Source organism: Microvirga sp. TS319 (assembly GCF_041276405.1).
GTDB lineage: Bacteria > Pseudomonadota > Alphaproteobacteria > Rhizobiales > Beijerinckiaceae > Microvirga.
In genome coordinates this window covers 2,052,363-2,065,428 of the sequence record NZ_JBGGGT010000001.1, presented here as the reverse complement: position 1 = coordinate 2,065,428, position 13,066 = coordinate 2,052,363, and the positions used below count along the sequence as shown (strand labels likewise).

The 13,066-nt window shown below is 64.6% G+C and carries 13 protein-coding genes; 11 read left to right on the top strand and 2 right to left on the bottom strand.

Annotation, left to right across the window (positions count from 1 at the left end; all coding sequences use genetic code 11):
* The coding region (locus AB8841_RS09400; protein WP_370435495.1) for an enoyl-CoA hydratase/isomerase family protein at window positions 1-299 on the bottom strand (299 nt) is incomplete at its 3' end.
* A gap of 272 nt (window positions 300-571) precedes the next feature.
* Between AB8841_RS09400 and AB8841_RS09395 the strand changes: the two genes are divergently transcribed.
* Window positions 572-2,071, top strand: a complete 1,500-nt coding sequence (locus AB8841_RS09395; protein ID WP_370435494.1) for a 3-hydroxyacyl-CoA dehydrogenase — start codon at window positions 572-574, stop codon at window positions 2,069-2,071.
* A gap of 2 nt (window positions 2,072-2,073) precedes the next feature.
* On the opposite strand, the gene AB8841_RS09390 is transcribed toward AB8841_RS09395, so the two are convergent.
* Window positions 2,074-2,829 carry an IclR family transcriptional regulator gene (locus AB8841_RS09390; RefSeq protein WP_370435493.1) on the bottom strand — a complete coding sequence of 252 codons (756 nt, stop codon included), beginning with the start codon at window positions 2,827-2,829 and terminating at the stop codon, window positions 2,074-2,076.
* 140 nt (window positions 2,830-2,969) lie between these two features.
* Between AB8841_RS09390 and AB8841_RS09385 the strand changes: the two genes are divergently transcribed.
* From AB8841_RS09385 to AB8841_RS09340, 10 genes are all read left to right on the top strand, one after another.
* Complete coding sequence (locus AB8841_RS09385) at window positions 2,970-4,502, top strand: class I adenylate-forming enzyme family protein (RefSeq protein WP_370435492.1); 1,533 nt, start codon at window positions 2,970-2,972, stop codon at window positions 4,500-4,502.
* Window positions 4,499-5,308, top strand: coding sequence for an enoyl-CoA hydratase/isomerase family protein (locus tag AB8841_RS09380; protein ID WP_370435491.1), 810 nt, complete (start codon window positions 4,499-4,501; stop codon window positions 5,306-5,308). Before AB8841_RS09385 ends, AB8841_RS09380 begins: the two co-directional genes overlap by 4 nt.
* Before the next feature lie 12 nt (window positions 5,309-5,320).
* On the top strand, window positions 5,321-6,523 hold the full coding sequence (pcaF, locus tag AB8841_RS09375; protein WP_370435592.1) for a 3-oxoadipyl-CoA thiolase: 1,203 nt from the start codon (window positions 5,321-5,323) through the stop codon (window positions 6,521-6,523).
* Complete coding sequence (locus tag AB8841_RS09370; protein WP_370435591.1) at window positions 6,523-7,308, top strand: enoyl-CoA hydratase-related protein; 786 nt, start codon at window positions 6,523-6,525, stop codon at window positions 7,306-7,308. Before pcaF ends, AB8841_RS09370 begins: the two co-directional genes overlap by 1 nt.
* 87 nt (window positions 7,309-7,395) lie before the next feature.
* The gene (locus AB8841_RS09365) at window positions 7,396-8,175 is read left to right on the top strand and encodes an SDR family oxidoreductase (RefSeq protein ID WP_370435490.1); all 780 of its coding nucleotides are present in this window, start codon (window positions 7,396-7,398) and stop codon (window positions 8,173-8,175) included.
* 237 nt (window positions 8,176-8,412) lie between these two features.
* A complete protein-coding gene (locus AB8841_RS09360; RefSeq protein WP_370435489.1) occupies window positions 8,413-9,609 on the top strand; it encodes an ABC transporter substrate-binding protein in 1,197 nt (398 codons plus the stop codon).
* 91 nt (window positions 9,610-9,700) lie between these two features.
* A complete protein-coding gene (locus AB8841_RS09355; protein WP_370435590.1) occupies window positions 9,701-10,459 on the top strand; it encodes an ABC transporter ATP-binding protein in 759 nt (252 codons plus the stop codon).
* Complete coding sequence (locus AB8841_RS09350; protein WP_370435488.1) at window positions 10,452-11,183, top strand: ABC transporter ATP-binding protein; 732 nt, start codon at window positions 10,452-10,454, stop codon at window positions 11,181-11,183. The genes AB8841_RS09355 and AB8841_RS09350 overlap by 8 nt, the downstream gene beginning before the upstream one ends.
* Before the next feature lie 12 nt (window positions 11,184-11,195).
* A complete protein-coding gene (locus AB8841_RS09345) occupies window positions 11,196-12,083 on the top strand; it encodes a branched-chain amino acid ABC transporter permease (protein WP_370435487.1) in 888 nt (295 codons plus the stop codon).
* Window position 12,084: 1 nt separating this feature from the next.
* Window positions 12,085-13,059 carry a branched-chain amino acid ABC transporter permease gene (locus AB8841_RS09340; protein WP_370435486.1) on the top strand — a complete coding sequence of 325 codons (975 nt, stop codon included), beginning with the start codon at window positions 12,085-12,087 and terminating at the stop codon, window positions 13,057-13,059.
* The last annotated feature ends 7 nt before the right edge of the window (window positions 13,060-13,066 follow it).

Genomic DNA, 13,066 nt, shown 5'->3' with positions numbered 1-13,066 from the left:
GGGTTGTAATATCGCTCGAGGCTGTCGCCGAGATCGGGTGCCGATCCGTCGGGACGAATCCGGTCCGCGAGATCCTGGCCCGTGGAGAAGCCGCGCCCCGCGCCCGTGAGGATCACGGCCCGGCAATCCGCATCCGCGTCGGCTTCGTCGAGGGCCCTCATCAACGCTTCGTGCATGGCGATGTTGAAGGCGTTCAGGCGCGCGGGCCGGTTGAGGGTCAGGATGCGATAGCCCTCGCCTCGTTCCATCAGGACAGGTGCGGCGTGCGGGCCGGTCAGGTCGGGAATGTCGTTCGACATCAGCAGGTTCGAGCTCGGTAGGTGAATATGATGACAGCCCGTCGGGCGCCGCCACTCTAGCGGAGCGGGAGCGGGAAAACGGCGGAAAGTGTTCCGCACAGCGGAATAGTTTTCCGCAATTTCGCTTGACCGTAATGCTGCCCGACGCTCTTTTAGAGGCCATTCGGGAACGCCATTCCGCAAGCCGTTCACGCACTGGCCCCTCCTGCTCCGGCAGCAGCGAGGCTCGCGCGTGATACGGATTTGCCCGAGGCAGCAAAAGGACAAGAACAATGGGGACCACCAACGAATCCCAGATCACCCTGGGCATCGTCGGAGCCGGCGCCATGGGCACCGGCATCGCGCAGGTTGCGGCGACTGCCGGTGTCAGGGTGATGATCTTCGATACGCGTGCGGATGCCGCGGCGAAGAGCCGGAACGACATCGCGAAGCGCCTGAAGAAGCGGGTCGACGAGGGCAAGCTCAAGGCCGAGGAAGCCGAGGCCACCGTGGCCTGCCTGAACGTGGCCGACCGGATTGAAGGTCTCGCCGATTGCGACGTCGTCGTGGAGGCCATCGTCGAGGATCTCGACGTCAAGCGCGCGCTGTTCCAGACTCTCGAGGAGATCGTCCGGGAAGACGCCATTCTTGCGTCCAATACCTCATCGCTGCCGATTGGGGCCATCGCTGCGGGGCTGAAGCATCGCACGAGAATCGCAGGCCTGCATTTCTTCAACCCGGTTCCCCTGATGCGGCTCGTGGAGGTGATCCCTGGCCCCGAGACGACCGACGCGGTGATCGATACGCTCGTGGCGCTCGGGAGCCGCTTCGGCCGTGACCCGGTCGTCGTGCGGGATACGCCCGGCTTCCTCGTCAATCTCGGCGGGCGCGCCTACACCACCGAGGCGCTCGCCATCCTGAACGAGAATGTGGCGACACCTGCGCAGATCGATGCCGTCATGCGCGATTGCTGCGGCTTCCGCATGGGGCCGTTCGAACTGATGGACCTGACCGGAATCGACGTGAACTTTCCCGTCACGCGCTTCGTCCACGAGAGCTTCTTCGGTGATCCGCGCCTGCGTTCGACGCCCTTCCATCGCTACCTTCTCGAGACCGGACAACTCGGCCGGAAGACGGGACGCGGCTTCTATGATTACGGCGCGGGCGCGCAGAAGCCGTCCGCTGATGCGGCGGGTACGGACGCCGCCGCCAAGGCAGTCTTCCTGGTCGAGCCGGGCGAACGGCTCAAGGCTCTGGCGGCCGAACTGGACCTGACCCTTCTCGACAAGGACGACGGCGTCGCGCCGCTGCTGGGAGCGCCGCTCGGAGAAGACGCGACCGCCTTCGCCACGCGGACGAAATGCGATGCCCGCCGGCTCGTGGCTTTGGATCTGAGCTTCGACACCTCCGTGCGGATCACCCTCATGACGGCTCCCGGCTCCGATCCCGCGATCCGCCAGTCGGTCACAGATGCCTTGATCGGGAGCGGCCGCGCCGTGACCGTGATCGCGGATTCGGCCGGCTTCATCGCGCAGAGAATCGTCGCCATGGTGGCCAATCTCGGATGCGAGATGGCCCAGATGGGGCTGGCGGCCCCCCACGATATCGACAAGGCGATGCGTCTCGGCCTCAATTATCCGAAAGGCCCGCTCGAATTCGCCCAGTCGTTGGGCCTGAGCTACGTCCTGTCCGTGCTGACGGCCCTGCAGTCACTGACGGGCGATGACCGCTATCGCCCCAGCCAGTGGCTGCGCCGCCGTGCAGCGCTCGACATCGCGGTCTGGACCGAGTGAACTCAGACCGCCGGCCCCCACAGGGATCCGACGGTGTCCTTCAGCGCATCGGCGAGGCGGCCGCGCATGTCCGCCTCGCTCACGCTGCCGGTGGCGATCGGGATGGTGATGGCTCCCATCTCGCCGTTGTCCTCGAATCCGATGGCGATGCCGCCGATGCCGCGGCGCCAGGCGTCGCGCACGAACGAGATGCCGAGCTCACAGGCCTCCGCCAGATTGGCCTTGAAGGCGTCGACATTGCCGCCGCGCTTGGAAAGATGGGATGAAACGCGCGTGGCGATGAGACGGCGATCCCGCTCCGGCATCGCCGCGAGCATCGCGATTCCCGCAGCCGACACCGCGATGGGCAGCCGGCCGCCCGTCGCGAGCCGCACCGCCACGAGTTCGGAGCCTTGCACGACTTCGACGAAGGTCACGTGGAGTCCGTCACGGATGGTGAGGCCTACCGTTTCGCCGGTCTTTTCGGACAGCTGCTTCAGCAGCGGCTTCGCGCGGTCGAGCATCGTCATCCCGGCGAGCACAGGATAGCCGAGCGTCAGGTTCTTGGGCGTCAGCTCGTAGGCGCGCTTGGATTGGCTGAAGCGGAGATAGCCCAGTTCCATCGCCGTATGCGTGAGCCGGCTGACGGTGGAGGGCGGAAGACCCGTCGCCCGTGAGAGCTCGCCATTGCTCAATGGGCGCTGCACCCGGGACAGGGCCTCGAGAATGGCCAGCCCCCGGGCGAAAGCATCCACGAATTGTCGGTCCCCTCGGTCCATCGCCGCTCCCTCATTCTTCCGCTGTGCGGAAAGGCTTTTCGCAAATACACATTGCGGATAACACTGCTCTCGGAGAAAGTCCACGCGCCCGCCCCGACAGAAGCGGAACGTTATTCAAGGCAGAACAAGGGAGGAACTGGATGCTGACTGGTGACATGTTGCGTCGCTCGGCCGAGCGTTTTCCGTCGAAGCCCGCCATCCTCTGGCAGGGCACGTCTCTGAGCTACCGGGATCTCAATCTCGCGGCCAATCGGCTCGCGAACGCCTTGATCGATCTGGGGGTGGAGAAGGGCGCCAAGGTCGGCATCGTCAGCCGCAACCGGACGGAATACGGCATCACCTTTTTCGGCGCCGCGCGTTCCGGCGGCGTCCTGGTCAACGTCTCGGTTCTCTATGCGCCCGAAGAGCTGCAATACGTGCTCGACAAGGCGGATGTCGAAATCCTGATCTTCGAGCATGTCTTCGCCGAGAAGGTCGCGGCGATCCGCGCCAACCTGCCCAAGATCAGGACGTTCATCAGCGTCGGCGGCGTGGTCGAGGGCGCGGTGCCGTTCGACGATATCCTCGCGCGGGGTTCAGAGGCTTATCCCACCGTCGAGATCGATGAAGACGATCCGTTCAGCATGACCTATACGGGCGGCACGACAGGACGCCCGAAGGGCGTTCTGACAAGTCACCGCAACCGCATGATCACGGCTCACACGGTCATGGTCGAAGAGGCTATCGACGAGCGCGACGTCGTCGGAATCGTGACGCCGCTCTTCCATGTCGCCGCGCTCAACATCATGTTCCAGCCCGCGGTCCTCGCCGGCGCGACCTCCACGTTCCTGTCCAAATGGAACGTTGCCGACTTCGCCGCCATGGCGCGCGAGAGCGGCATGACGGCGGCCTTCATGGTGCCGACCCAGGCCAGCATGGTCGTCAGCGATCCGAATTTCGACGCCGCCAATTTCAAGACCTGGACGAAGCTGTCCTTCGCGGGCGCGCCGATGCCCGACTGGGTGCAGCGCGAGATGCTGGAGAAGTTGCCGGACGTGAAGCTGACGCAGATCTATGGCCAGTCCGAGGTAGGCGTGCTGACGGTGCTCCGGCACTGGTATCTGCCCGCCAAGCTCGGCACCGTCGGGCGTCAGGCCTACAATGTGGATGTCGCGGTCGTAGACCGCGACGGAAACCCCGTGAAGGCGGGAGAGATCGGCGAACTCGTCTCGCGCGGCGAGAACGTGATGCTCGAATACTACAAGGAGCCCGAGCAGACCGCGAATTTCTTCCGGAAGGGCTGGGGCTGGACGGGCGATCTCGCCACGGTCGACGAGGAGGGATTCGTCACGCTCGTCGACCGCTCGAAGGACATGATCATCTCAGGCGGCGAAAACGTCTATCCCAAGGAGATCGAGAACGTGCTCTATGAGCACGACGCGGTGTCCGAATGCGCGGTCTTCGGCATCCCCGACGACAAATGGGGCGAAGTGCCGGCGGCCTATATCCAGATCAAGGCCGGCATGGAAGCGAGCGAGGACGACCTCGTGACCCATTGCGCGGAGCGCCTTGCCCGCTTCAAGCGGCCACGCGTCGTGAAGTTCGTGGCGGAGTTTCCGAAGACTCCGATCGGAAAAATTCAGAAGAACATCCTGCGAGAGCCCTACTGGAAAGATCGGGAGAAGAAGATATGAGCGGCCCCTATGACAGCTATCGCCGGTTGAAGTTCGATTGGCCGGAAGACCGCGTCCTGCGGATCACCATGGAGAATCCCGGCCGGCTCAATTCCGCCGACGAGATCATGCATGGCGAGCTGGTTCGCATCTGGCGCGACATCGATTCCGATCCGAACGTCTCGGCGGTCATTATCCGCGGCGCGGGCGAGGCCTTCTCGTCGGGCGGAGATCTCGACCTCGTGAAGGAGATGACGGAGGACTTCAACACCCTCACGCGGGTGTGGAAGGAAGCCCGGGACCTCGTCTACAACCTGGTCAACTGCTCGAAGCCGATCGTGTCCGCCATGCAGGGGCCGGCCGTTGGCGCGGGTCTCGTCGCCGGTCTCCTGGCGGATGTGTCGATCGCGTCGCGCTCGGCGCGCATCATCGACGGGCACACGCGCCTGGGCGTCGCAGCCGGCGATCACGCCGCGATCGTGTGGCCGCTTCTGTGCGGTCTCGCCAAGTCGAAATACTATCTTCTCCTCTGCGAGCCGGTGACCGGCGAGGAGGCTGAGCGCATCGGCCTCGTGTCGCTGTGCGTCGACGACGCGCAGCTTCACGACAAGGCTCTCGAGGTGGCCAAGAAGCTCGCAGCCGGATCGCCGACCGCCATCCGCTGGACCAAGTACGCGCTGAACAACTGGCTGCGCATGGCCGGGCCGACCTTCGACACGTCCCTGGCGCTCGAGTTCATGGGCTTCAAGGGTCCGGACGTTCAGGAGGGGCTCGCCTCCCTGCGCGAGAAGCGCCGTCCGAACTTCACCAAAGACTGCCCCCTTTAAGGAGACCGCATGATGGCGGAAGCATATATCTGCGCGGGCGTGCGGACTCCGGTCGGGCGCTTCGGCGGCGCCCTCGCGTCCGTCCGCTCCGACGACATGGCGGGACTCGTCCTGCGCGAATTGATGGCGCGCGCGCCTCAGCTTCCGGCTGAGGCCATCGACGACGTCATCATGGGCTGCGCCAATCAGGCCGGCGAGGACAACCGCAACGTCGCCCGCATGGCGGTGCTGTTGTCGGGCCTGCCCGACACGGTGCCCGGAACGACGATCAACCGCCTCTGCGGCTCCGGCCTTGACGCCGTCGGACAGGCGGCGCGGGCGATCCGGGCCGGGGAGGGTGAGGTCTTCATCGCGGGCGGCGTCGAGTCGATGACGCGGGCGCCCTTCGTGATGGGCAAGGCGGAGACCGCCTTCTCGCGCTCGGCCGAGATCTTCGACACAACGATCGGATGGCGCTTCGTCAATCCGGTCCTGAAGGAGCGCTTCGGTATCGACTCCATGCCCGAGACGGCCGAGAACGTCGCCGAGCAGTTCCAGATCTCCCGGCAGGATCAGGATGCGTTCGCCGTGCGCAGCCAGCAGCGCGCCGCGCGCGCGCAGCAATCGGGCCGCCTCGGCCGCGAGATCGTGGCCGTCAGGATTCCTCAGCGCAAGGGCGACCCGATCACCGTCGAGCGCGACGAGCATCCGCGCGAGACCACCGTGGAGAAACTCGCTCAACTGCCCACGCCATTCCGCAAGGGCGGCAGCGTGACGGCCGGCAATGCCTCCGGCGTCAACGACGGCGCCGCGGCGCTCATCGTCGCCTCCGGCGATGCGGTCGCGAAGTACGGCCTGACGCCTCTGGCGCGCGTCGCGGGCCTTGCGACCGCCGGCGTCGAGCCGCGGATCATGGGCATCGGGCCCGTGCCGGCCAGCCGGAAGCTGATGGCCCGCCTGGGTCTGACGATCGCCGACATGGACGTGATCGAGCTCAACGAAGCCTTCGCGGCCCAGGCGCTCGCCTGCCTGCGTCAGCTCGGCCTGCCGGACGACGCGGAGCACGTGAATCCCAATGGCGGCGCCATCGCCCTGGGCCACCCCCTCGGCATGTCCGGAGCGCGCCTTGCCCTCACGGCGGCGCTGGAGATGCAGGAGCGCGACGCGAAGCGGGCCCTGTGCAGCATGTGCATCGGCGTAGGACAGGGCATCGCCCTCGTGTTGGAGAAGGCATGATGGACAGCGCAGAGAATCAGGAAGTCCTTCTCGATCGCAGGAGCGACGCCATCGCGGTGGTTCGCATCAACCGGCCGAAGGTGCGCAACGCCCTCAACATGCCGGTGCGCCGCAGGCTGGCGGAGATCTTCGAGAGCTTCGTGGACGACACGGCACTGCGCTGCGTGGTCCTGACAGGCGACGAGACGAGCTTTGCGGCCGGCGCCGATATTCAGGACATGGCCGAGATCAGCGCCGTGGACATGTATCTGCGCCACAACGAGCGGCTCTGGGAGGCGGTCGGCCGCTGCCCGCAGCCCGTGATCGCGGCGGTGAACGGATTTGCGCTCGGCGGCGGGCTCGAGCTCGCCATGCATGCGGACATCATCGTGGCCGGGCGCAGTGCGAAGCTCGGGCAGCCCGAAGTGCGCGTCGGCATCATGCCGGGCGCGGGCGGAACCCAGCGCCTGACCCGCGCGATCGGCAAGTTCAAGGCGATGCGCCTGTGCCTGACCGGCGAGATCATCGATGCCGAAGAGGCGTTCGCCATGGGACTCGTCAGCAAGCTCGTCGCGGACGAGGCCGTGTTCGACACCGCGATGGCGATGGCCGAGCAGATGGCCAAGCTTCCGCCGATCGCGCTCGCGCAGATCAAGGAGGTCATCCTCTACGGTCAGGACGCATCGCTCGGCGCGGCGCTGGCTCTGGAGCGCAAGGCTCTTCAGGTTCTCTTCGCGACCAGCGATAAGAACGAAGGCATGCGGGCATTCCTGGAAAAACGGGCTCCCAACTACACCGGGGCGTGACTTCGCCGTCACGCCTTCGTAAGGGGCGTGAGCGGCAATCGTTCGAAGAATGCCTGAACCGACGACGGTTCGGGGAAAGGGCGGAAGATGGATCTCAGAATAAGCGGCGAAACCGCGCTGGTGCTGGGCGGAACGAAGGGGCTGGGCTTCGCCTGCGCGCGCGAACTCGCAGCGGCCGGCGTCCGGGTGGCGATCAACGGACGTAACGCTGAAGAGGGTGCGCAGGCGCTTGCGGTTCTCGGCGACAAGGCGATCTTCGTGCAGGGCGATCTCGCCGATCCGGATCAGCCGGCGCGTCTCATCGAGGAAGCTCAGAGCCAGCTCGGACCGGTTCACATCCTGGTCACGAATGCAGGCGGTCCTCCGACCGGCCAGTTCACGGATCACGCGATCGAGACCTGGCGCCGGGCGCTCGAAGTCAACATGCTGTCGGCCATCCAGGCGGCGCAGATTCTGCTGCCGGGCATGATCGAGGCCCGCTACGGCCGGATCGTGAACATCACGTCCTTCGCCGTCAAGGAACCGTATCCGAACATGGCTCTCGCCAACGGCGTCCGGGCCGGATTGACGGGCGCGATGGCGACGCTCGCGCGCGAAGTCGCCGGCAAGGGAGTTACGGTCAACAACATCCTGCCGGGCCTCATGGCGACCGGCGCGCTCGACCGCGTCATCCGGGCCCGCGCGGCGCGGGATTCCATCACCGAGCAGGAAGCGTCCACCCGGATGGCGGCATCCGTCCCTGCGGCCCGCCTCGGCACGGCGGAGGATTTCGGCCCTTTATGCGCTTTCCTGTGCTCGCGTCACGCGGATTACATCACGGCGCAGAACATCGCGGTCGACGGAGGCCTTATCCGTGGCCTCCTCTGAGAGGGTATAAAACGGCGACGCGAGAAAAAGCTTGCGAACGACGCGTCGCCGGCTCCGCATTGGCGCGGGTTTCACCGAACCGGGGAGCCTTCAGGCTCCCCGGTTCCGCAACAGCCCCATCTTTCCGCACAGCGGAATACATTTTTGCTGATCGGTAGTGGTTTTCTGGCAAGCTCCGGTCAAAGCAACAAGGCGTCAAGAACGCCGTCACTTTCATAAAAAGTCGGGAGGACTCACATGAAAAAACTCTGTCTCGGACTCATCGGCGCTGCCTGTTCCATCACGGCGGCCTCTGCGCAGGTATCGGACAACACCGTCAAGATCGGTGTGCTGACCGATCAGACCGGCGTCTTCTCCTCGCTCGCCGGCAAGGGTTCGGTCGTCGCCGCCGAGATGGCGGTTGAGGATTTCGGCACCAAGATCGGCGGCAAGAAGGTCGAGCTCGTGAGCGCCGATCACCAGAACAAGGCCGATGTGGGCACCCAGATCGCCCGCCGCTGGTTCGACGCGGAAGGCGTCGACATGATCATCGACGTGCCCAACTCCTCCGTCGTGCTCGCGGTTCAGGAACTGGCGCGAGAGAAGAACCGCGTCCTGATCGTCTCCGGCGCCGGAACGGCCGACCTGACCAACAAGGCCTGCTCGCCGAACGGCATTCACTGGACCTGGGACACCTATGCCGCTGCCGTGAGCACCGCGAAGGCGATCGTGCAGGAGGGCGGCAAGTCCTGGTACTTCCTGACGGCCGACTACGCCTTCGGCCACACCATGAAGGCCGACGTCTCGCGCGTCGTCGAGGCGACCGGCGGAAAGGTCGTCGGGGCGGTGCAGCATCCGCTCAACACATCCGACTTCTCCTCGTTCCTGATGCGGATCCCGAGCACGAATGCCGACGTGATCGCGCTCGCCAACGGCGGCAGCGACACCATCAACTCCCTGAAGCAGGCGCAGGAATTCGGCCTCACCCAAACGGCCAAGATCGCCGGCCTCGCAATCTTCCTGACCGACGTTCATTCGATCGGCCTCCAGACCGCGCAGGGCCTCTATCTGACGACCGGCTTCTACTGGGACCGCAACGACGAAACCCGCGAATGGGCGCAGCGCTTTTTCAAGCGGCATGGCGCGATGCCGACCATGTCCCAGGCCGGCGTCTACTCGGCCATCATGCACTACCTGAAGTCGATCGAAGCCGCCGGAACCGATTCCGCCGAGAAGGTGGTGGCCCGGATGAAAGAGACGCCCGTTAACGATTTCTTCGCGAAGAACGGCAAGATCCGGGCCGATGGCCGCATGGTCCACGACATGTATCTGGCGCAGGTGAAGGCGCCGGCCGAGTCGAAGGCTCCGTGGGATTACTACAAGATCCTGCGCACGGTTCCCGGCGACGAGGCCTTCCGTCCTCTGTCCGAGAGCGATTGCCCGCTGGTCAAATAACCGAGCGCCGTAAAAGACGGATTTCGACCCTTCCAACATGAAACTGGCGCGTGCCTTCGGGCGCGCGCCATCGAACAATGTCTGTGGAGCCATGGCGGACGATATCATTCTGAGCGCATCGGAGCTCACCAAGGAGTTCAAGGGCTTTGTCGCCGTGGACGGGGTCAAGCTCGCCGTCCGGCGCGGCACGATTCACGCCCTGATCGGTCCCAACGGAGCCGGGAAGACGACCTGCTTCAATCTCCTCACCAAGGTGCTGAGCCCGACGAGCGGACGCATCGTCTATAACGGCCGCGACATCACCGGGATGTCGCCGGCCAATGTCGCCCGGCTCGGTCTCGTGAGGTCGTTCCAGATCTCGGCGGTGTTCGGTCACATGACGGCGCTCGAGAATATCCGGATCGCCCTCCAGCGCCGGATCCGGGGCGATTCGTTCGACTTCTGGCGCTCGGAGCGCGTCCTCGCGTCGCTTCACGACGAGGCCTGGACGCTGATATCGGCGGTCGGGCTCGACGAGTTCGCCCTGGTTCCAGCCCGTGAATTGTCCTACGGACGCAAGCGCGCCTTGGAGATCGCCACGACGCTGGCGCTCGATCCCGAAATGCTTCTTCTGGACGAGCCCATGGCGGGCATGACCCAGGAGGACGTCGAGCGCGTCTCCACGCTCATCAGGAAGATCTCGCAGAACCGCACGATCCTGATGGTGGAACACAATCTCTCGGTCGTGGCGTCGCTATCCGACCGGATCACCGTCCTGACACGCGGGAAGGTTCTCGCCGAAGGCGACTACGCCACCGTGTCCAAGGATCCCCGCGTCATCGAAGCCTATATCGGGGTGCCTCATGCATAGGGTTTCCACCGAAACCAGCGGATCGAAGCCGCTGCTCGCCGTACGGGGGCTCGAGGCCTGGTATGGCGAAAGCCATGTTCTCCACGGCGTGACATTCGATGTCCCGGCCGGGGAGGTCGTCACGCTGCTCGGGCGCAACGGTGCCGGCAAGAGCACGACGCTGAAGGCCATCATCGGGATCATGCGCCGGCGAAAAGGCTCCATTCGCCATGCCGGTCAGGAGACAATCGGCCTGAGTGCACGGGCCATTGCGAAATGCGGAATCGCCTTCTGCCCGGAGGACCGCGGAATCTATTCGAGTCTGAACGTCGAAGAAAACCTGCGGCTTCCGCCCGTCGTTCGGGACGGCGGTCTCTCGGTCGAGGAAATCCTCGACATGTTTCCCAATCTCCGCGAGCGCCTGAAAAGCCAGGGCACGAAGCTTTCGGGCGGCGAGCAGCAGATGCTCGCGATCGGGCGCATCCTCAGGACTGGCGCCAAGCTGCTGCTTCTCGACGAGCCGACGGAGGGTCTTGCCCCCGTCATCGTGCAGCAGATCGGCCGGACGATCAGGCAGCTGAAGGAACGCGGCTACACGATCGTGCTCGTGGAGCAGAATTTCCATTTCGCCTCGACCGTCGCCGACCGCCACTACGTCATGGAGCACGGGCAGATCGTCGACATGATGACGAATGCCGATCTCGGGGCGAGCCCCGAAAAGCTCAGCCGCTATCTGGGCGTGTAGAAGGGGGATTTCATGTTCGAACTGCTTGGTATTCCTCCTCAGGTGTTCTTCAGCCAGCTGCTGCTGGGGCTCATCAACGGCGCGTTCTACGCCATGCTGAGCCTCGGGCTCGCGGTGATCTTCGGCCTTCTGAACATCGTTAATTTCGCCCACGGCGCACTCTATATGATGGGCGCGTTCGGGGCCTGGATGCTGCTCAATTACCTGGGCGTTGGCTATTGGTGGGCGCTGATCCTCTCGCCCCTTCTGGTGGGCGCGTTCGGCGTGCTCATCGAGCGCCTGCTGCTGCGCTGGCTCTACGACCTCGACCATCTCTATGGGATGATCCTGACATTCGGCCTCGCGCTGATGATCACCGGGCTCTTCCGGAACTTCTACGGCGCCACCGGCATGCCCTATACGCTGCCGCCGCTTCTGACCGGCGGGCACAATCTCGGGTTCATGTTCCTTCCGAACTCGCGCGCCTTCGTGATCATCACGTCGCTCATCGTCTGCCTGTCGACCTGGTTCGTCATCGAAAAGACGCGACTCGGCTCCTACCTGCGGGCGGCGACCGAGAACCCGGCCCTGACGGAGGCCTTCGGCATCAACGTGTCGCTCCTGGTCACCATGACCTACGGCTTCGGCGTCGCGCTCGCCGGTTTTGCCGGCGTGCTCGCGGCTCCGATCTACTCGGTCAATCCGACGATGGGCTCCGACCTCATCATCGTCGTCTTCGCGGTGGTCGTCATCGGCGGCATGGGCTCGATCCTCGGATCGATCGTCACGGGCTTCTCGCTGGGGCTCGTCGAGGGCCTGACCAAGGTGTTCTGGCCGGAAGCCTCGGCGACCGTCATCTTCGTGATCATGGCCATCGTTCTCATGGCAAAGCCCGCGGGCCTTTTCGGGAGAAGCTCCTAACATGTCGTCTCACAGCCATGTGCCCGCCGCGGCCTCGTTCCAGAAACTGGGCATGCCGCGCTATCACCTGTTCGTCATGCTCGGGCTGGGCGCCGTGCTTCTCGTGGCGCCGTCCCTGCTTTACCCGATCCTGGTGATCAAGATCCTCTGCTTCGCCCTGTTCGCCTGCTCGGTCAATCTGCTGCTGGGCTATGTGGGTCTCCTGTCGTTCGGACACGCGGCGTATTTCGGCATGTCCAGCTACGTCGCGGCCCACGCGGCGAAGGTGTGGGGTCTTTCTCCGGAGCTCGCCATCCTGTGCGGGGCCGGGGTCGCCGTCCTGATGGGCTGCGCTTTCGGCGCGCTCGCGATCAGGCGCCAGGGCATCTACTTCGCGATGGTCACGCTGGCCTTCGCCCAGATGGTCTATTTCTTCGCGCTTCAGGCTCCCTTCACGGGAGGCGAGGACGGCATTCAGAAGGTGCCGCGAGGCGCGCTGTTCGGGCTTATCCCCTTGTCCGACGACAAGACGCTGTACTTTTTCGTCGCCGCCGTCTTCCTGGCCTGCCTGTTCGCGCTCTACCGCATCGTTCATTCGCCCTTCGGGCAGGTCCTGAAGGCGATCCGGGACAACGAGGCTCGTGCCATCTCCCTGGGTTATCGGGTCAATCAGTATAAGTTGGTGGCCTTCGTGATCTCGGCCGGATTGGCGGGCGTCGCCGGAGGCACCAAGGCGATCGTGTTTCAGCTGGCGACATTGACGGACGTGCACTGGACCATGTCCGGAGAGGTTGTCCTCATGACCTTGATCGGGGGAATGTATACCTTCTTCGGTCCCATCGTCGGCGCGGCTCTCGTGGTCCTTCTGCAGAACTATCTCGCGTCCTTCGGCGATTGGGTCACCGTGATCCAGGGCGGTGTCTTCGTCGTCTGCGTGCTCCTCTTCCGGGAAGGAATCGTCGGCTTCGTCGCATCACGGCTGAAGCGCCCCTTGTAGAGGACAA